Origin of the sequence: Gardnerella pickettii, from assembly GCF_029226345.1 — a bacterium.
GTDB lineage: Bacteria > Actinomycetota > Actinomycetes > Actinomycetales > Bifidobacteriaceae > Bifidobacterium > Bifidobacterium piotii.
The window spans coordinates 723465-741656 of sequence record NZ_JAKNCU010000001.1 but is presented as its reverse complement, the minus strand read 5'-3'; the positions used below and the strand labels follow the sequence as shown (position 1 = coordinate 741656).

The 18192-nt window shown below is 41.1% G+C and carries 14 protein-coding genes; 8 read left to right on the top strand and 6 right to left on the bottom strand.

The window, feature by feature from the left end; translation table 11 throughout:
• Nucleotides 1-370: 370 nt before the first annotated feature.
• From MAF46_RS02865 to MAF46_RS02855, 3 genes are all read right to left on the bottom strand, one after another.
• Nucleotides 371-1303, bottom strand: coding sequence for a LysR family transcriptional regulator (locus MAF46_RS02865; protein ID WP_016635366.1), 933 nt, complete (start codon nucleotides 1301-1303; stop codon nucleotides 371-373).
• Nucleotides 1304-1448: 145 nt separating this feature from the next.
• Complete coding sequence (locus tag MAF46_RS02860; RefSeq protein WP_060785919.1) at nucleotides 1449-2135, bottom strand: HAD family hydrolase; 687 nt, start codon at nucleotides 2133-2135, stop codon at nucleotides 1449-1451.
• Nucleotides 2136-2159: 24 nt separating this feature from the next.
• Nucleotides 2160-3179: an ADP-dependent NAD(P)H-hydrate dehydratase gene (locus MAF46_RS02855; protein WP_060785920.1), complete on the bottom strand. Its 1020-nt coding sequence runs from the start codon at nucleotides 3177-3179 to the stop codon at nucleotides 2160-2162.
• A gap of 403 nt (nucleotides 3180-3582) precedes the next feature.
• On the opposite strand from MAF46_RS02855, the gene MAF46_RS02850 reads away from it, so the two are divergent.
• The 8 genes from MAF46_RS02850 to MAF46_RS02815 all read left to right on the top strand — a co-directional run bounded on the left by MAF46_RS02850 (nucleotide 3583) and on the right by MAF46_RS02815 (nucleotide 14781).
• Entirely contained in the window at nucleotides 3583-4767 is a 1185-nt protein-coding gene (locus tag MAF46_RS02850) for a metal ABC transporter solute-binding protein, Zn/Mn family (protein WP_060785921.1), read from the top strand.
• Between the two features lie 94 nt (nucleotides 4768-4861).
• Nucleotides 4862-5641, top strand: coding sequence for a metal ABC transporter ATP-binding protein (locus tag MAF46_RS02845; protein WP_060786029.1), 780 nt, complete (start codon nucleotides 4862-4864; stop codon nucleotides 5639-5641).
• The gene (locus tag MAF46_RS02840; RefSeq protein ID WP_060785922.1) at nucleotides 5631-6575 is read left to right on the top strand and encodes a metal ABC transporter permease; all 945 of its coding nucleotides are present in this window, start codon (nucleotides 5631-5633) and stop codon (nucleotides 6573-6575) included. The genes MAF46_RS02845 and MAF46_RS02840 overlap by 11 nt, the downstream gene beginning before the upstream one ends.
• A gap of 2 nt (nucleotides 6576-6577) precedes the next feature.
• Entirely contained in the window at nucleotides 6578-7477 is a 900-nt protein-coding gene (locus tag MAF46_RS02835) for a metal ABC transporter permease (protein WP_060785923.1), read from the top strand.
• A gap of 143 nt (nucleotides 7478-7620) precedes the next feature.
• Nucleotides 7621-9651, top strand: a complete 2031-nt coding sequence (gene thrS, locus MAF46_RS02830) for a threonine--tRNA ligase (RefSeq protein WP_060785924.1) — start codon at nucleotides 7621-7623, stop codon at nucleotides 9649-9651.
• An 823-nt stretch (nucleotides 9652-10474) separates the two neighbouring features.
• Nucleotides 10475-11890: an LPXTG cell wall anchor domain-containing protein gene (locus MAF46_RS02825; RefSeq protein ID WP_060785925.1), complete on the top strand. Its 1416-nt coding sequence runs from the start codon at nucleotides 10475-10477 to the stop codon at nucleotides 11888-11890.
• Between the two features lie 517 nt (nucleotides 11891-12407).
• The gene (locus MAF46_RS02820) at nucleotides 12408-12686 is read left to right on the top strand and encodes a hypothetical protein (protein ID WP_196485405.1); all 279 of its coding nucleotides are present in this window, start codon (nucleotides 12408-12410) and stop codon (nucleotides 12684-12686) included.
• A gap of 886 nt (nucleotides 12687-13572) precedes the next feature.
• On the top strand, nucleotides 13573-14781 hold the full coding sequence (locus MAF46_RS02815) for an ATP-binding protein (protein WP_060785928.1): 1209 nt from the start codon (nucleotides 13573-13575) through the stop codon (nucleotides 14779-14781).
• A gap of 122 nt (nucleotides 14782-14903) precedes the next feature.
• Here the strand turns inward: MAF46_RS02815 and MAF46_RS02810 are convergent, their stop codons facing one another.
• From MAF46_RS02810 to MAF46_RS02800, 3 genes are all read right to left on the bottom strand, one after another.
• A complete protein-coding gene (locus MAF46_RS02810) occupies nucleotides 14904-15818 on the bottom strand; it encodes a dihydrodipicolinate synthase family protein (RefSeq protein ID WP_060785929.1) in 915 nt (304 codons plus the stop codon).
• 154 nt (nucleotides 15819-15972) lie between these two features.
• Nucleotides 15973-16746 carry an amidohydrolase family protein gene (locus MAF46_RS02805; RefSeq protein ID WP_004130431.1) on the bottom strand — a complete coding sequence of 258 codons (774 nt, stop codon included), beginning with the start codon at nucleotides 16744-16746 and terminating at the stop codon, nucleotides 15973-15975.
• A 66-nt stretch (nucleotides 16747-16812) separates the two neighbouring features.
• Nucleotides 16813-18099, bottom strand: coding sequence for an MFS transporter (locus tag MAF46_RS02800; protein ID WP_004132838.1), 1287 nt, complete (start codon nucleotides 18097-18099; stop codon nucleotides 16813-16815).
• Nucleotides 18100-18192: the final 93 nt, after the last annotated feature.

The window sequence follows — 18192 nt, the reverse complement described above, 5'->3', positions numbered from 1 at the left end:
ACTATTCTTCAAAAACGTTTATCTAGAGAAGATACGAAACTAAATTGCGTTTGCATAATAGAAAACGGGAAAATTAGCTATTGCAAAAGAGCTGGTCATTCCCCCAAACCTACCCCGTGAAGGGTCAAGGGTAAGGGGGAGCCCCAGCTCTCGATTCGATTCTATCATATGGGTTTTTACATCTTCCTAGTGTTAGATGGTAAATCCCTCAATAGTTCGAATCCCTGAGGGGGCACATGCAATCATTCTCACATTCGTGTTAATAACCCAAAATAAGGGCTAATTGCAAAATCTGTAGCTATGCTAACAAAGTTCTACGCACAGTTTTATCGCATAGTGCTACGCGCAGCTGTCTACTTGGCTCTACTATTTACTTAGCTCTATTTATTACCTGATACCCGTGTTTAATTAGCACAGATTCGAGTTGAGAAAGATACGCAAGTGCTGCAGGAGAAAGATTCGTGCGCTCATTCTTAATCCACCCAACAAGCATGGTTTCTTCGCAATCCAGCGGAATGGTCACGATTTTCTCGTTATTCAAGTCGCCATTGTCGATTCCAGTGCAAATTGTAAAACCATTAAGACCAATAATAAAGTTCAAAATGGTTGCGCGGTCTGTAACATTAATCTTTTTAGGCGGATGTTGAGGCCAAACCGCTTCCTCTGTAAAGAAGAAGCTCCCGTCTTCTCCCTGCTCGTACTGAATAAACGGATATGGTCGCAAATCCTCCAAAGTAAGCTTCTTGCGATTTGCGAGCGGATTATTCCTAGAAATAAAAACGTGCAAATTAGCGCGGAAAAGCGGATGAAACTCAAGATGCTTTTCTCGAAGCATTTTTCCAATAACGTCTTTGTTGTAGTCGGAAAGATAAAGCAAGCCAAGATCTGCGCGCATTGAAGTCACTTGATTAATAATGTTCTTTGTGCGCGTTTCCCTTAGCGAAAACTCGTACTCGTTAGAATCTATGCTGCGAATCATGTCTACAAAAGCCTCAACAGCAAACATGTAGTGCTGAGTTGCAACGCTGCAAAGCTGTTTTCTAGGCTTAGTGCTGTTGTAGCGCTCTTCTAGCAAATCTGCCTGGTCTAAAACTTGGCGCGCGTATGTTAAAAACTCAGCTCCATCAACCGTTAATGCAATTCCTTGAGAAGACCTTGTAAAAATCTCAATTCCAAGCTCTCGCTCTAGCTCTTTTACGGAAGAGCTTAACGCTGGTTGTGAAACATAAAGTTCGTGCGAAGCTTCGTTCATAGATCCGCACTCTACGATTTTCACAATGTACTTTAATTGCAGCAGCGTCATTATTAAGAGCCTTCCGATTTTTGGGATTTATACTTGACTATTTTTTATACTTGACTATTTCCAACTATTACAACTATAACAACTATAAACTAACGCCTATAATCTTGCGATTAACGCCTAGCTACTATCGACTAGCTACTAACGCTTACAATCTAACGCCCAGCGATGCCAAATCCTCTCTAGCTTTTTGCGCTGTAGTAAAAACAAACCCATGCATTCCAACGTTATGTGCGCCATCGATATTTACTGGCTTATCGTCGAAGAAAACAGTTGTTTGCGGTTTTAACCCAAATCTGCTCATAGCAAGCTCAAAAATCTCGGGCTGTGGCTTATGCAATTTTTCAACGCCAGAAATAACCGTACCCTGCAAAAGTGTGTTCAATTCTGGGAATTTACGCAATGCAAGTGGGAAAGTTTCTTTAGACCAGTTAGTCAATCCCCAAACGCCGTAGCCAGCTTTGCGCAAATCGTGCAATAAATCAACCATTCCAGGCATCATGCGTGTAAGAACTTGATCGTAGTGTGCGCAATACCATTGAAAAGCGTTGCTAAGATCCTTGCCAAATCGCCTCTCATATTCTGGCAAAAGGTCTTTTAATAGTTCGCCGCCGTCCATACGATCTTCAAACTCATAGAATCCAGCCAAATCGTCTTTTCCAAAAGTGCCATTAGGGCAAATTGTGTCTACTAAATCTGGGAACTGTTTTTGCAAGCAATTCCTGCAATTCCACTCAAGTAAAACTTTGCAATAATCGAACATTACGTCGTGAATTTCAACAGATTCTGTGTTTTTATTTGCATTTTTATTTGCATTTATATTTGTGTTTGTCATTTTTCTTCTTTCGCTTTTCTTCTTTTAATCAAGATTAATTAAAGATCCAAGAACATAGGGCAATGCATCAATAATATTACTTGCGACTATTGGATGCTCAATATCTTCGCGATTTTCGCGCTTTTCGTAATTTTCGCGATTGTAAACACTTTTTGCATACGACTTTGCGTCTAACTTTGCGTACGACTTTGCGTACGACTTTGCAGCCAACTTTGCGGCCAATCCATGAATCACAGCCGCGCTAGCAGCGATTAATGCGTAGTTTGCATTTTGATTTAGTTCGCAATTATTCTGCGCAAGAAGTGCGCCTAAAATACCCGCAAGAACATCTCCAGACCCAGCGGTCGCAAGCCAAGATGGGCCATATGTGCAAGTAAATATTGGCAAGTTCAAACTTTCTGCAGATGCAACAACAGTTGTAGAGCCTTTAAGAAGAACGGTTGCTCCAGTAAGATCTGCCGCTTTTTGAGCGAATTCTACAGGATTTTTTGCAATATTTTCCGCGCTAAAATCAAGGTTATAACGTTTTAATAGCTTGCTTAATTCTAAAGCATGAGGAGTTAAAACAACTTTTTCACAAACTTTTTTAGGCAATAAATCAAGCGCTCCAGCGTCTACGCATACGGGCGGTAGGTTTGTGTTTTCTTGATTTTCTGCACTATGTGCGCTATATGGTTTAAGCAAGTTTAAAATATAGTCTCGTTGTGATTTTGTTGAATCATCATTGCAATACTCATAATCTGGGATTCCAGATCCAACAGTTATAGCATTGACTTTTCCTTGCAAGCAATCTGAAACAACGGCTTCTGGAACTGCTTGTAAAACAAGATTTTGCGCTCTAAATGGCCCCGCGTAGCGAACCATGCCAATGTTGCTGCGTGATGCAGATTTTGTGCTTAAAACGGCCGCTCCTGGGTATGCGTTTGATCCTGTTACTAATCCAAGAACGCCTCTAGAGTACTTATTGCTTGATTCGTTTGGTTTTTTTAAGCATTTGCTAGCATCTTTTACATCTATACTGGCTGTGTTTAGAAGTGGAGTCATACTTACGATTCTAGTGAATATGTGCGATTGTTGATTATGCGTGATTGTTGATTGTGTGCGATTGTTGATTATGCGTTATTATTGCTTGATAGTAGTGACAATTTTGCGTTCCTATACATCATTTATTGGCAAATCGCAAGAAAGGTCGCAAGAAAAATCGCAATTATATCAAACAAAAAAATTGCGACACGCTGTTTTATAAAAAATTCCGATAATTTTTTGTGATTTTATTGACCAAGCTTTTTATTTTTTCTATGCTTAAAGCGTTATTGCTAACGATAATCTTTCCTAATTACAAGATTAAAAAAGATAGCACAAGTTAAAGTGCATAGGAAAACACAAGAAAAATTGCAATAATGTGAATTTCAATAATGTGAATTCATAGATTCCGGAAAGGAAAATAGTGAAAACTGCACGAATTTTTGCCACCGCAGCCACCGCCGCTTTGCTAACTGTTGGCTTGTGCGCATGTGGATCAACAGTTAAGACAGCAGATCAAAAGACTAACGGCAATCAAGTAAACGTAGTTGCAACAACCACGCAAATCTGCGATTACGTAACTCAAATCGCATCCACTGCAGATGCAAAATCTGGATTAAGCCTTAATAAAACCGATTCTCAAGGCAAAAAGTCTGTGATTGGCGCGCCAGCAAACAAAGCAAAGTCAACAATCAACCTTACATGCTTGCTTGCTCCAAACGCATCTGCTCACGAGCACGAGATGACTCCAGCCCAATCCAAAGCGCTTTCTAAAGCAGATTTAATGCTTGTTTCTGGAGTAGATCTTGAGCACTTCTTAGATCAGGCTGTAAAAGCTACTGGATTTAAGGGCACAATGGGTGTAACTTCTGGCATTCTTACTGCCGACGAAATCAAGGATTCAAAAGCGCAAGCTGCTAAAGAAAAGAATCTTCCTTACAAGATTGACCGCGGTATTGAAAAGGTTCACGCCGAAAAGTGGCCATTCCCACCAGAAGAAGGCGAGAAGGAGCCAGAATTCCAGTACGATCCGCATATCTGGACCAGCACTAAGAACACTATGATTCAAGTCAAGAATATTGGTAACTTCCTTGGCAAAGCTCTTCCAGAAAGCAAGTCAATCTTCGACGAGCATGTTGAAAAGTTCGTTAAGTCGCTTACCGATTTAGACTCTTGGGCAACTAGTGCTTTGAATAGTGTTCCGCAGGAGCATCGCGTTCTATTTACTTCGCACGATGCATTTGGATACTTCTCGCGCGATTACAACGTTAAGTTTATTGGCGCAGCGCTTTCCGACTTTAACAGCCAGCAAGATGCAACAGCAGACCACATTAAGGAGGCTGCAGAAGCTGTTAAAAAGTCTGGTGCTGTAGCAATCTTTGCCGAAAATTCCAACAATTCCAAGTCTATTAAGGCTGTGGCTGCTGCTGCAGGTGTAAAGGCGATTATTGGAGACGATGCGCTTTACGGCGATTCTCTTGGTCCTGTTGGCTCGGCTGGCGAGACATATATTGGTTCTATTGTTCACAACGTTCAGACTCTTGTTAAGGCTTGGGATGGCAAAATTCCAGACCTTCCAGAATCTGTAAAAGATGCGCTAAAAAAGTAGTTAATAGGTAGCTACAGAAGTGGCGGAAAATCATAAATCACTACAAAAGTAGTTACAAGAAGGTTAATTTATAGTGAATAAGAGCGTTCTCGCAATGAAAGATTGCGACTTAGCGTACGGTTATAAAACTGTTGTAACTGGTCTTAGCGGAAGTGTAGAAGCTGGAGAGGCTTTAGCTTTGATTGGGCCTAACGGTTCTGGGAAAACAACGTTTTTGCAGGCGATTATTGGTATTGTGCGAGTGAGTAATGGAAGCTTAACAATGCCGAAAACGGTTTCAATAGGCTATGTTCCTCAACAAGTTGATTTGGATTTGACTTTTCCAATCACCGCTCGTCAAGTTGTAGCAATGGGCTTAAGTAGGCAAACTGGATTTTTTGGTTTGCTTAAAAAAAGTCAGAAAGAAGCTGTTGAGAGCGCTCTTAATCATGTTGGTTTGCTAGACAGAGCAGATGTTAGATTTGGCGATCTTTCTGGAGGCCAGCGTCAGCGAATATTGCTTGCACGCGCTATTGTTGCGCGACCTACGTTGATTCTTTTAGACGAGCCTTTTAACGGATTAGACGAGCCGAATCGAAAAGAATTGCTAAACATTATGAAGTCCGCTAAAGAAGAGGGTATTTCGTTTATTGTGTCTACTCACGACTTGGTAATCGCGGATGCGATTTGCGAAAAAGCCTTGCTTTTGGCTGGTCGTCAAGTAGCTTTTGGGTCTCTTAGAAAAGTCATGACTAAAGAAAACATATCTTTGGCTTATGGTGGAAGTATGCCAGCTGCAAGTGCGGGCCTTACTTTGAATCAATTAGCAAACAAAGATGATTCGTTAGATGCTTCGTTAGATTCTGCTTTAGGAGACGAATCCAATGCTAGCTGAATTGGTTGAGTCTTTGCGCAAAATCCTCGAGCCTATACCAGGATTTGACTTTATTGCGTCTGCTCCATACATTTTTAGGCCGTTCTGTCTTCTTATTGTTCTTGCGATTGCTAGCGGAATAGTTGGCGTGTTTGTTAACTTAAGATGCGCCGAGTTTAATGCGGAGGCTTTGGTTCACGGGATTTTCCCTGGAATCGTAGTCGGAGCGTTGTATGGAGGAATTGGGCAAATCATTCCAGGAGCTTCGATTTGTGCAATTTTTCTGGTCGCAGCTCTTGTGTGGGCATCTAGGTCTCAAAAAATCAACGAGTCAATAATTGCAACAGTTTTAACAACATTTTTTGCGCTTGGAATCGTAATATCTCTTAAAAAGGGAGATATGTCTGGCCAGCTTGAAGCACTTATGTTTGGACGCTTGCTAGATGTTACAGACGATAGAATGACTCAAGCCATGCTTATTTGTTTATTTGCAATCGCATTGCTTGCGCTAACTTGGAAGAAGCAGATTGTTGTTGCGTTTGACCGCGCTAGTGCTCCTTTAATGGGTGTTAATACTTTACTTGTAGATATTGTGCTAAACGTTGCAATTGCGTCTGTTGTAGTTTCTGCATCTTCGGCTGTTGGTGTACTTCTTGTTATTGGATACCTTGTTATTCCTGGAGCTAGCGCAAGATTGGTTGCGCGCACTGTTGGGCGTATGGCGTTTGTTGGCGTTGCGGTTGGTGTTTTTGGCGTTTTATTAGGCATGTATGCTATGAACTTGGAGCTTGATCATCCAGTTTCTCCGCAAGCTGCAGTGGCACTAAGTATTTGCGCAATGTTTGTAATCGTTTTTATTTTAAGATTCTTATACAGAGTTACATGCGCACTAGTGTTTTCTAAAAAGTTTTCTAAAAAGAAAAAGTCTAGCGCAATAGAGGCTGGTGGAAAGTAATAATGGTAAGTATTTGGCAAATTATCGCTCTTCCTATTGTAGAGGCAATCGCTGTTGGAGCATTATGCGGTTTTGTTGGATCCTTGGCTTTGCTTAATCAGCGTATTTTCTTCACCGAATCTATAACTCACGCTGCTTTTCCAGGAGCTGTAATCGGAGTTGTAGTTACATCTGTTTATACGATTGACCAGAACATTTTGTCTATTGGTCTTTTTATCGGCGCTGCTTTGGCTTGTATTGTTTTGTCTTTTATGATGCATGTGCTTTCTAAGCTAAAGGGCATATCTTCTCAAGCTTCTGCTGGAATAACTCTTACTGTTGGTTTTGCTAGCGGCTACTTTTTGAACAAGTGGTTTGCGCCGCTTCCATTGCGCATTGAAGGATTTTTAACAGGGTCATTGCTTAATTGCACTCCTGCAGACGTGATTTTTGCGATTATTGCATTCGCTCTTGCACTAGGATTGTGGAGTTTTAACAGTGCTAATTTGATTCATTGCTCTTTTGATCCAACAAATTATAAAGCTTTAGGTGGCAGAAGTGGATTAATGCAAGGAATTGTTCTTGCGCTAATAATCATTACGGTTTCGGTAATTATTCCAGCTGTTGGAACTGTTGTTTCGGTATCTTTAATCGCAGCTCCTGCAGCAGCACTTAAAAGCAGAATGCGCTCCATTAACAAATTTGTGTTTGCGTGCGTATTGTCTTCTATTTTTATAGCGCTTTTAGGACTTGCCTTAGCGGTGATTTTAAGACTTTCTGCTGGAGGAACTATCGCGATTTGCGCTGGATGCTTCTTTTTGGTTGTAAAGCTTAGTGAAAGCATCTTTTTGAAAATACATGAGATTTATTCTGGTTTTTGCAAAAAATCATTGTTAAAAAGTCGCTCTGTTGTTCTAGAGTAACAGAGAATTGCGCGTGAAAAATGCGTGCGATTGACGTCGTTTTTGCGCGTTTTATTTATGTTTTAATCGCGTAAGTTTATCGACGCCACACAAGTCCAGGTCTGCACATTAGTAACGCAAGACCCCGATAGAAAAGGACAATTATGGCTGAAAATACCATCTCCATCACCGTAAACGAGGAACGCAAGGAGGTGGATGCAAGCTTCACTGGCGTTGAACTTTTCGCGGAAGATAAGAATATTATTGCCGTGCGTTTAAATGGCGAGTTGCGTGATTTGTACACGCCTCTTCATAACGGCGATACCGTGGAATCAGTAGCACTTGATAGTGAAGATGGCATCGCAATCATGCGTCATTCCGCTACTCACGTGATGGCTCAAGCTGTTCAAGAAATTCGACCAGACGCAAAGTTGGGCGTAGGTCCTGTAATTAAAGATGGCTTCTACTACGATTTCGATGTTGATACTCCATTTACGCCAGACGATTTGAAGCAAATCGAAAAGCATATGCAGCGCATTATTAAAGAGTCTCAAAGCTTCCGTCGCCGCGTTGTAACAGAGGACGAAGCGCGCGAAGAAGAAGCAAATCAACCTTATAAGTTGGAGTTGATTGGAGATAAGGAAGCGGCTCTTGATCCTGCGGCTGCTGGCGAAATCAGCAAGCACGAGCTTAGCATGTACGACAATTTGGATCGCGAAGGCAACAAGGTCTGGAGCGATTTGTGCCGTGGACCTCATTTGCCAAATACGCGTTATATTAAGGCTTTTAAGCTTGAGCGTGTAGCTGCAGCTTACTGGCGTGGTTCGGAGCATAATCCTATGCTTCAGCGCATTTACGGAACTGCATGGCCTAGCAAGGAAGAGCTTAAGGCTTATACAACTCGCATGGAAGAGGCTGCTAAGCGCGATCATCGTAAGCTTGGTCAAGAGATGGATTTGTTCTCGTTCCCAGACGAGATTGGTCCAGGCTTGGCAGTGTTCCACCCAAAGGGTGCTGCGATTATTAACGCAATGGAAGATTATTCGCGTGAGCAGCACAGAAAGCATCACTACAGCTTTGTACAAACTCCTCACATTACTAAGGGCGGATTGTACGAGACTTCTGGCCATTTGCAGTGGTACAAGGATGGCATGTATCCTCCAATGAAGCTTGATGAAGAGCGCGACGAGAATGGCAATGTAACTCGCCAAGGTGCTGACTACTACTTGAAGCCAATGAATTGCCCAATGCATAACTTGATCTTTAAGTCTCGCCAGCGTTCTTATCGCGAACTTCCTTTGCGCTTGTTTGAGTTTGGTACCGTGTATCGCTACGAAAAGTCTGGCGTTGTGCATGGCTTGACTCGTGTTCGCGGATTGACTCAAGATGATTCGCACATTTACTGCACTCGTGAGCAGATGCGTGATGAGTTGAAGAGCTTGCTTAACTTTGTGCTTGGTCTTCTTAAAGATTTCGGTTTGAACGACTTCTACTTGGAGCTTTCCACTAAGGATGAGCACAAGTTCGTTGGTTCCGACGAGATTTGGGAAGAAGCAACAAACACTTTGGCAGAAGTTGCTAAAGAGTCTGGTTTGGAACTCGTGGACGATCCAGGCGGAGCTGCATTCTACGGCCCTAAGATTTCTGTGCAAGCTCGCGATGCAATCGGCCGCACTTGGCAGGTTTCTACTATTCAGCTTGACTTCAACTTGCCTGAGCGCTTTAAGTTGGAGTACATTGCGGCTGACGGTAGTCACCAGCGCCCGGTTATGATTCACCGCGCACTCTTTGGCTCTATTGAGCGCTTCTTTGCTATTTTGCTTGAGCATTATGCAGGCGCGTTCCCAGCATGGTTGGCTCCAGTTCAGGTGACTGGCGTTCCTGTTGCAGACGAGTTCGCTCCGCATTTGCAAAAGTTTATTAGCGATTTGGAAGAGAATATGGTTCGTTGCGAAATGGATAGCTCCGACGATCGCTTTGGCAAGAAGATTCGTAACGCTTCCAAGTCTAAAGTGCCATTCACTTTGATTGCTGGCGAAGAGGATGTTAACAACAATGCTGTGAGCTTCCGATTCCGCGATGGTAGTCAATTGAACGGTGTTCCGGTTGCACAAGCTAAAGAGTGGATTTTGTCCATTATTAAGCAGCGCGTTCAGGTGAATACTGCCGAAGATTTCGAGCGCTACACTAAGTAGCTTCCGCGATGCAACTTACGTAGCGTAAATCAACGCAAAATAACGTAAGTCAACGCAAAACATAAACCCGCACTTCTTAACGTTGTGCGGGTTTTGTTGTTTTTTATTATATTAATTTTTGGCCTATAACCCTAGTTTCTTAACTCTTGTATGCAATTAAACTTTTCCTTTTATACTCTGAAATTGCTCCTTCTGAACTCTAAAACTGTTGCTTTCTGTTCACGTCGAGAGTGTCGTATTGATGTCAAGAGTGGAAGGAAAATAGCCTCAAAAGCCTAATGATACTTAGGCTCTCGGGGAATTAGGGGAATAGCACCGTGCATACAAAACGCTCTTCGGTAACTTACCCAAAGGCAAATCGGGTCAAAAAGTGTGAGAGTTGAGTTTTTCCAATATATCACTATGTGAGTGACCGAGTCGGATGTCGGAGGATTGTGGCCGTGAGATATATGTCAGTAAATAAAAAATGTTAATTTCATATGGCGTTTGTATTTAATTAGCCCTGTTGTGCATATATGATTATATGTTTTTAAAACCCCTTCAGGCACTTCTCGGAAAAATAAAGCTGTCCGCCCAAGAAAAACGCGTTCATGCGAAATATATTTTAACGGCGGAGAGCCCAAAAGAAACCGCGAACGGTTCATACGGCTGAGTGCGCATAATTTTCATTCGGAAAATCTGTAGACGCCGTATTTTTCGAATCTGTAACCGTGATACCCGAAATCCCGTGTGGCGGAGGAGAATGTCTGTTATGATACTTCGTAATATACGACGACACAGGGAAATGCCGCCGAGAGCGTGCTTACCCAGAAAGTGAGTCTTCATGGGAAGGACTAATCGGGTAATCGGTATTTTTGGTGCATTGGCTCTTACGGTTTTTGCCGTAAATTTTGCTTTTGCGCAAAGTGCGTTTGCAATTGGGGGCGGCGGAATAAGTTCCGTGACCGGTGGCGCGGTGAACTGCAACGGTGAAAATACCTGTGTGAAAAAAATCGGAGATACGGCTCATATTGCATATAATCTGCACTCTTCCATGCTTTTCACCTCTGCCGACAACGTGAATTATGTGAGGAAAACATCGGTGTTTGTGCCAAATGTGCTGCAAAACGTAAAAGTAACTCTCGTGAGCGTGCCGGATACCGAAGAATATGAAAAAATTTTAGCCAAACGGCCGCCAACATCTTCGGGCAATGCCGAACCTCCCGTTCCGGTGCGTATGGTAAACAAGGCCGTTCCCATTGTTGATTTTGCGCCTGATCAAAACGGGGAATTTCGTGACGGGCAGGGAAATGATCTTTCTTCCGCAAAAGGCGGTCTGCTTGTCTCCGATGTGAACGATACCAATTTGGGAGTATACAGAAGCGGATCGTATGCTTCCGAAGATCCGAATCATCCTGAAGTGGCATACCTGAATTACAGAAGCGGTGCGCAGGGTATGGAAAACCATAATCTGTATCATGAATACAGTTTTGAGATAAAAGAGCACGGAGTCTTCACGCTGAAAATAGAAGGGGACGTAAAAATACAGTCCAAACTGACGGTACTGCCTGTGCGGGTGACCAACACAACTTCGCGGTGTTCTAACGAGCCGGGTGGCGGTTACGGGGAGGACTGTCAGGATATGACGGAGTATGAGCAGTGGCAGCGCGGAGCTCTGCCGTATTATTCGCTCACCGATGCCGCCGTCAATAAAAAGCTGTTTGAGAATAATACCCCGGACGGGTTGGCCGGGTGTGAGCGCTGCGCCGTAACGCGTGAAAATAAGATGAACAATATGATTGGGGAAGACATAACGCCCAACAAAAATTCGGTTTATGAGGCGTATGTAAAAGCATTTGCCCTGGAAAGCAATCCGGCTGTTCATTATTTTTTAAACGGTGTAAAAGAGGACGGCTGTGATCAGGCTGCCGCGGTTGTTACACTGTGCCCCGAAGACCCGTCGCCAGAGCCGAAGCCTAATCCAACTCCGAATCCGCCAACTCAAACACCGGATCCAGAGCCTAATCCAACACCGATTCCACTGGTACCGACACCAGAGCCGAAGCCTAATCCACCAGCGCCGGAACTCAAGCCAAATCCTCAGACGCCAGCTCCTAAGCCGCAGTCTGAAAAGCGTATTGGCATGATTCCTAAGACGGGTGATTCGGCATTGTTTGCAGGCTTGCTCGCAGCTTTAGGTTTCTCGATTGCTGGACTTGCAATTCTTCGTAAAAAGAAAATAATGGAAGAAAGCAAATAAGTAGGCACTGCTTGTTTTAAGTAACGAGTATTGGTTAGTGGAAAATGGCTCTAGCGATGTGTTAGAGCCATCTTTTTGTATGTTATCTTTTGAGTGTTATTTGAGATGTAAGCTTTCTTATCCTCAATAAGAAATAGTATGATGCTCCAAGCTAAGGTTTCAGAGTTCCAAGGTTAAAGTTTCAGGATTCCTATAAATAGTTTCAGAGTTCAAGGCTAAGGTTTCATTAACATGGCATTCAACCGATAAGTATAGAGCCAGAATCTGGCAGTGTAATCACAAGTTTGAAGAACACTGCACCACTCCACACTTAAAAGAAGATGAGATTCAAACACTGTTTATTAAGGGTGTAAATATGCTTGTTAAAGATAAACAAGAAATCATCGCAACACATAAAGAGATGGTAAAAACTGTTTTTGATACCTCAAGTCTTGAAAATGAACAACTGAAACTCGAAGAAGAACTCAACATCGTAGCTGACAAGGTTAACAACTGCATCAATGAAAATGCGCGGAAATTGCAGGACCAGGATGAGTATGAGAAAAAATATACGAGTCTAGTGAACAGGTTTAATACCGCAGAAGCAAGGCTTAAAGAAGTCAAAGCTATTATTGCTGACAAGCAAGCAAGACGTGATGAGGTTGAATATTTTATCGAAACTTTGGGAAAACAAGAGATGCTAGTAGAATTTGATAAAAACGTTTGGATTAGCATGGTTGACTATCTAACTATTTACAACGATGGAAAAATAGAATTTACATTCCTGGACGGAAGTAAAAGTGAAGTAAAACGTTAATTAAAAGAAAGTACACAATCTAACAATGAGAGCACGTCAGTAAACAACTGACGTGTTTCCCTACTGTTAAAACCGGTTTATAAGCCAAAATCTTTTTCTTAAAATAAAAGTAGTTTTTAACACATCACTCTAGAAGCCCATACACAACCCATACCAAAAACAAAACACCCCTTACTTTTGATATACATACCCTTGAATATGTACACCCTTGAATTCAAAAAACACTCATAAAAAAGAAAAAATTTAGCATCAATTCACCGCCAGATTATCGTTTGCATTTTTCTTTTTCTTCAGACCGTCGAGAAGCCTTATTTACAACGTTTTTCTAGGCGACAATGGATAAAGATTGTATACTTTTGGGGTAATACATTTCCTAATAATGTTAAAATTACAAATGTTGTTTTTTTTTCCAGAAATAAAAGCTCCTGAAGGTTATAAAATAGTACACCATGGTGAAAGTGAATTTTCTGATAATCGAATTACTAAGTTGAATCCTCTTGTAGAAAAACCCGATGATAGTTGGAAACTTACGGATGGGTCTTATCGTCCTATTTATAGAACTGTAGAAAATATTACATATATAGTTTTTTCAGACGAGATTTTTTCCTGTGCGAAAAGAGTAATAATCTTTGCGAAATCGTTGTGGTTTGGGAGTAAAACCTAAGCCTCAACGATTTTTATTTAAGAGATTCACATGCTAACAGCGTAAAATTTAGTTTTCATATTAAATTTTAGCTAATAGATTTTAGCTAATAGATACCGTTAGAATTAATGTTGACTATATTAGATTTATATAGATATACTTAGATATACTTAGATACGTTTAGATATACTTAGATTAGACGGAAAAGTTTAGATAATTCTTTTAAAAAGGGTGATTAGAGAAATGAACATTGAAGATTTGTCTTTGCATATTAAAAATCCGTTCACTCCAGGTGCAGGATGCAAACCTCCAGAGCTTGCTGGTAGAGAAGAAGATATAAAAACTTTTAAAACTTTAGTTGCAAGAACTGGTTTGCAACGAGTCGATAGAGGAATAATATTTAGCGGTTTAAGAGGCGTTGGCAAAACTGCCTTGCTTGTAACTCTCGATGAATACGCTTCAAACAACGGCATGCTAACTGCTCGTATAGAATCAAGTGGAATTATTGAAGATGATTATGCAAGACTTTTTAGAGCAATTAGTCTTGCTGTTTCTGAATTCGATATGCATAACACGAATCTTAAGTCTCGTATTTCTGAAGTAATTTCATCTGTTAGCAGCGTATCAGTGAGCGCTTTGGGCGTCTCTGCAAAATTTGAAAGTAAGAAAGTAGAAGAGAAGGAAAATGATTCTTTAAGACTTGAGCTTCTTATTAAAGATTTATCAAGAAAGCTCAAAGAGATTGAATCTGGATTTTTCTTGTTTATAGATGAGTTGCAAGAAATGGATTCAGATTTACTTGGAGTTCTTATTTCCATACAACATAATTTAGGTCAATTATCTCTTCCTTTTTACATTATTGGTGCTGGTTTACCTAATCTTCCTGGCGTTTTGAGCAAGTCTAGATCTTATGCAGAAAGATTATTTGAATACCGTCGTATAGATAAGTTAAATGAGGAATCTACTATTAAAGCTTTTCAAATTCCTGCTGAAAGTGAAGGAGTTACATTTGATTCTAAAGCCCTAAAACGACTGGTTGAGCTTTCTGGTGGTTACCCTTATTTTATACAGTCATATGGTGAAGCTGCTTGGAACGAGTCTGATTCAAACCCTATAACTTTGAGTTCTGTTACGGCTGGCCAAGTTAAAGCAAGGCAGAAGCTTGATGATGGTCTTTATGCCGCTAGATGGCAGCGAGCGTCTGAATGTGCAAGGAATTATTTAATTGCTATGTCGAAACTTGGTGGCGATGATCCAGTTCCTACAAGTTCTTTAGCTGAATTAATTGGTAAGCCGAGTAAAGAATTATCAGTAATTAGAGAATCTCTCATAAAATTAGGATTGATTTATTCTTCTAAACGTGGGATGGTTGCGTTTACTGTTCCAGGAATGGGTGATTTTATAACTCGTACACAGCCTTCTAGTAGTCAACCTTATGATTTTGGTAATTAGATTAGATAGAAAAGTTTAGATAAGATTAGAAAGTAGTTAAACAAATATAAAAAAGAACGGCTTAGAGTGTGTGAGGCCGTTCTTTTTTTATTCTTGATTTATTATTTGAGTGACTTATTACTTTACTTAAGAAGCTCGCGAATTACTTCGATTTGCTCGCTATTAACTTGACTTGCAGGCTCGCGAACAAGCGTGCTAATCGGCAATCCCTTAAGATTTACAGCAGCTTTAATCGCAGAAATAAACAAGTCGGTAGTGTTGTAAACTGCCATCAAATGGCTGATTCTTTTAGCGCATTCAATAAGATGCGCAAAATCGCCAGTCTCATACGATTTATGCAAAGATGCAAAAGTTTCTGGCTCTACATTAGTAAGACCACAAATCACGCCATTTCCTCCAGCAATCCTGTTAGGAGTGTAGTACTCATCAAAACCAGAGAAAACAACAAAATCTGTGTTTACGCGTCTAGTGGCATCAATCATTGCGCGAGTATGGCTTATAGTATCTACAGTATCTTTAATACCAACAATATTCGGGTATTTTTCAGCAAGATTTGCAACTAAGCTTGGTGTTAAATCGCTGCCAGTTCGAGCAGGGAAGTTGTATAGAATAACAGGTAAGCTAGTTGCGCTCGCAATTGCGCCAAAGTAGCGTTCGGCAGTTGGTGCAGTTGGTCCAAAGTAATATGGAGATACAGCTACAACAGCGTCTGCTCCGCAACTTTCCGCAAACTTAGTAAAGTCAAGTACTTCGTTAAGATTTGTGTTTCCAACGCCTATAAGAACTGGAACTCTGTGATTAACGTGCTCAATAGCAAACTTAGCAGCTTCCTTTTTTACGCTAAGTGGGTATGCGTAGAACTCGCCAATGCTGCCAAAAATTAATATGCCATTAATCCCAGCGTCAATCAGATGGTCTAAGTGCTTTGCCCATAAGTCGTAGTCAATGCTTCCATCATCTTTGCTTACAGTTATTGATGGGCAAAAAACGCCCTTAAAAGCATGCAAATCAAGCTTTGCGTTATTAGAAGTAGTCATAAAATTCGTCCTTTTATTTAATTATTTTGTGTATTTAATTATTCTGTGTATTGAATTATGGGGCATAAGACTTTAACTTGCAAAATCTTACACCCCATAAGCAATGATTACTAAAATCGACTATTAAAATCGACTATTAAAATAACTTAATTAATTACAGTTTAATACCATACGCCTTCTTTGCATTATTCATGAAGAAATCTTCGTCGTCGCCGAAAAGCTCAACCATTAAGTCAAGATGCTGCTTAAGCGAAGAATTCAACTTAACAACTGGCCAATTAGAGCTAAAGAGTAGGCGATCAGGGCTAAACGTGTCTTTAACAAACTTAACAATATCTGGATTTACTGGATTATCTCCAGAAATCTTAATATAGCTGTGTGGAAGCTTTGCAAACGCACGCAAAGCATTGCAGGAATCCTCGTCTAATCCTGGAACATTGCCCAAATGGTTTAGAACAACAGTAACTTCTGGAACTTGCTCAAAAGCTTTAGCCATATCTGAAAGCTCTTCGCCACGATTGCAAAGCTCAAAAGGCATGCCCTTCTTTGCCATTGCCTTAAGGCCGCCAATAAACGAAGGCTCTAGGCAGCGTCCGCGTGGCTCGCTTGGAATATGAAGAGGCTCGCGAATACCAGTTGCGTGAATTGGCACGCGCATAAATGGATCCAATGTAACCCTAAGCATTTTAGCCAGAATCTTTGGATTAGGATTTTCGCCAATAAGCCTATCTTCTAGCTCGTGGTCTGCAGCATCAACCTCAACGTATACGCCGCCGAGGAAGTCAACACCCAAGTCTGCATACTCTTTTTCTAGCTGCTCTAGAGTAAAAGTGTGGTTTAGCTTGTCTAAGCCATCAAGCCAAGGCAAGACTTGCTTTGTTGGATCCCAAATATGAAAATGGGAATCTAAAATACGAAGTTGAGACATAATAAACTTTCCTTTCTAAAGTATTTCTAAAGACTTTCAAATAAAGACTTTGTAGTTATTTGCGAATTACTTAGCTTCTACAAGACCAATCTTGGAGCCCCAAAGAGCGTACCAAGCAACATACAAGAATCCTGGAACGGTGAGCAGCACTGCAACCTCAATGCCAGCAAAATCTTGTACAAATCCAAGGAATAGTGGAATTATAGCTGCGCCAACAACGCTCATAATCAAAGCGGAAGAGCCAGTCTTTGCAGCAGAGCCATGAATTCCCTTTAAGGTAAGTGAGAACACAGTTGGGAATCCAATAGACACAAACAGGTAGGAGATAATGTAGGCCACTACAGAAATCTTGCCGAGTCCAAGGAATGCTACAAACATAAGCACTGCGCTCAAAACCATGTAGATTCCAAGAATCTTATCGCTATCAAACTTTGTCATAAGAGGCGTTGTAATAAAGCGACCAAGAGTAAACATTAAGGAAACGATTGCAAGCATAGACGCCGCAATACCAGTTGTTACTCCAGCACCCCAGTGCTTAAGAGCAAACGATGAGAACATTGCCATTCCAACAACCTGAAGGCCTACAAATACAAATTCTGCAATAACGCCAAGTGTAAAGTATGGCTTCTTAACAAGATGCAAGAATGAAGAATCGCCCTTATTTCCTTGATCTGCCTCAACATCTCCTGGAGGTGTAGGAAGCTTAAAGCAGAAGAAGATTGCAATAACCGCAATAAGAACAATGCCAATAACAATGTAAATCATGCGAGTATCGCTAAGGAACTTCGACTTAGCAAATTCAAATCCTGGTTCGCCTTGCTTAACGGTTTTACCAATAATATTGCCAAGAATAAGCGGGCCAACAATGCTGCCAACGCCGTTAAAGCTTTGTGCCATGTTGATTCTAAAGGATTCGCCCTTTTCGTCGCCAAGCTTTGTAATGTATGGGTTGCAGTTTGTTTCCAAAGTTGCAGCACCAAGAGCAATAATAAACATTGCTATAAGGAACATAACATAGCTTGCTGTAGCGGTTGCAGGAATTACAGCAAATGCGCCGATTGCAAAGAGTGCAAGACCGCTAATTACGCCGCCCTTGTACCCAAAGCGCTTTGCGATTAAACCTGCAGGAATAGCCATTACAAAGTATGCGCCAAAGTATGCAACCTGAAGCAGCGCTGCTTCTGTGTTATTTAGATTTAAGTAATGTCCAAATGGGGAATTAAGAGCATTGACCAAATTCATGGTCAAACCCCATACGAAGAACAAAGATGTTACCAATACGATGGCAATTATAGTTTTTGAGCTACTTTTGTTATTGTTAACAACCACGTTGTCGTTTTCTTTTGTAGTCATCGTCACTCCAGTGTGAGAATAATTCAAAGAGTTTAAGATTTTAAGTTCTTAAATGATTTTGTGCAATGGTGCGCAAGCACACATTTTGCATTG

Excerpts from the sequence above, each read along its gene's own strand:
- MAF46_RS02865 (WP_016635366.1), bottom strand. The coding sequence starts at position 1,303 with ATGACGCTGCTGCAATTAAAGTACATTGTGAAAATCGTAGAGTGCGGA.
- MAF46_RS02860 (WP_060785919.1), bottom strand. The coding sequence starts at position 2,135 with ATGACAAACACAAATATAAATGCAAATAAAAATGCAAATAAAAACACA.
- MAF46_RS02855 (WP_060785920.1), bottom strand. The coding sequence starts at position 3,179 with ATGACTCCACTTCTAAACACAGCCAGTATAGATGTAAAAGATGCTAGC.
- MAF46_RS02845 (WP_060786029.1), top strand. The coding sequence starts at position 4,862 with ATGAAAGATTGCGACTTAGCGTACGGTTATAAAACTGTTGTAACTGGT.
- MAF46_RS02840 (WP_060785922.1), top strand. The coding sequence starts at position 5,631 with ATGCTAGCTGAATTGGTTGAGTCTTTGCGCAAAATCCTCGAGCCTATA.
- MAF46_RS02835 (WP_060785923.1), top strand. The coding sequence starts at position 6,578 with ATGGTAAGTATTTGGCAAATTATCGCTCTTCCTATTGTAGAGGCAATC.
- thrS (WP_060785924.1), top strand. The coding sequence starts at position 7,621 with ATGGCTGAAAATACCATCTCCATCACCGTAAACGAGGAACGCAAGGAG.
- MAF46_RS02825 (WP_060785925.1), top strand. The coding sequence starts at position 10,475 with ATGGGAAGGACTAATCGGGTAATCGGTATTTTTGGTGCATTGGCTCTT.
- MAF46_RS02815 (WP_060785928.1), top strand. The coding sequence starts at position 13,573 with ATGAACATTGAAGATTTGTCTTTGCATATTAAAAATCCGTTCACTCCA.
- MAF46_RS02810 (WP_060785929.1), bottom strand. The coding sequence starts at position 15,818 with ATGACTACTTCTAATAACGCAAAGCTTGATTTGCATGCTTTTAAGGGC.
- MAF46_RS02805 (WP_004130431.1), bottom strand. The coding sequence starts at position 16,746 with ATGTCTCAACTTCGTATTTTAGATTCCCATTTTCATATTTGGGATCCA.
- MAF46_RS02800 (WP_004132838.1), bottom strand. The coding sequence starts at position 18,099 with ATGACTACAAAAGAAAACGACAACGTGGTTGTTAACAATAACAAAAGT.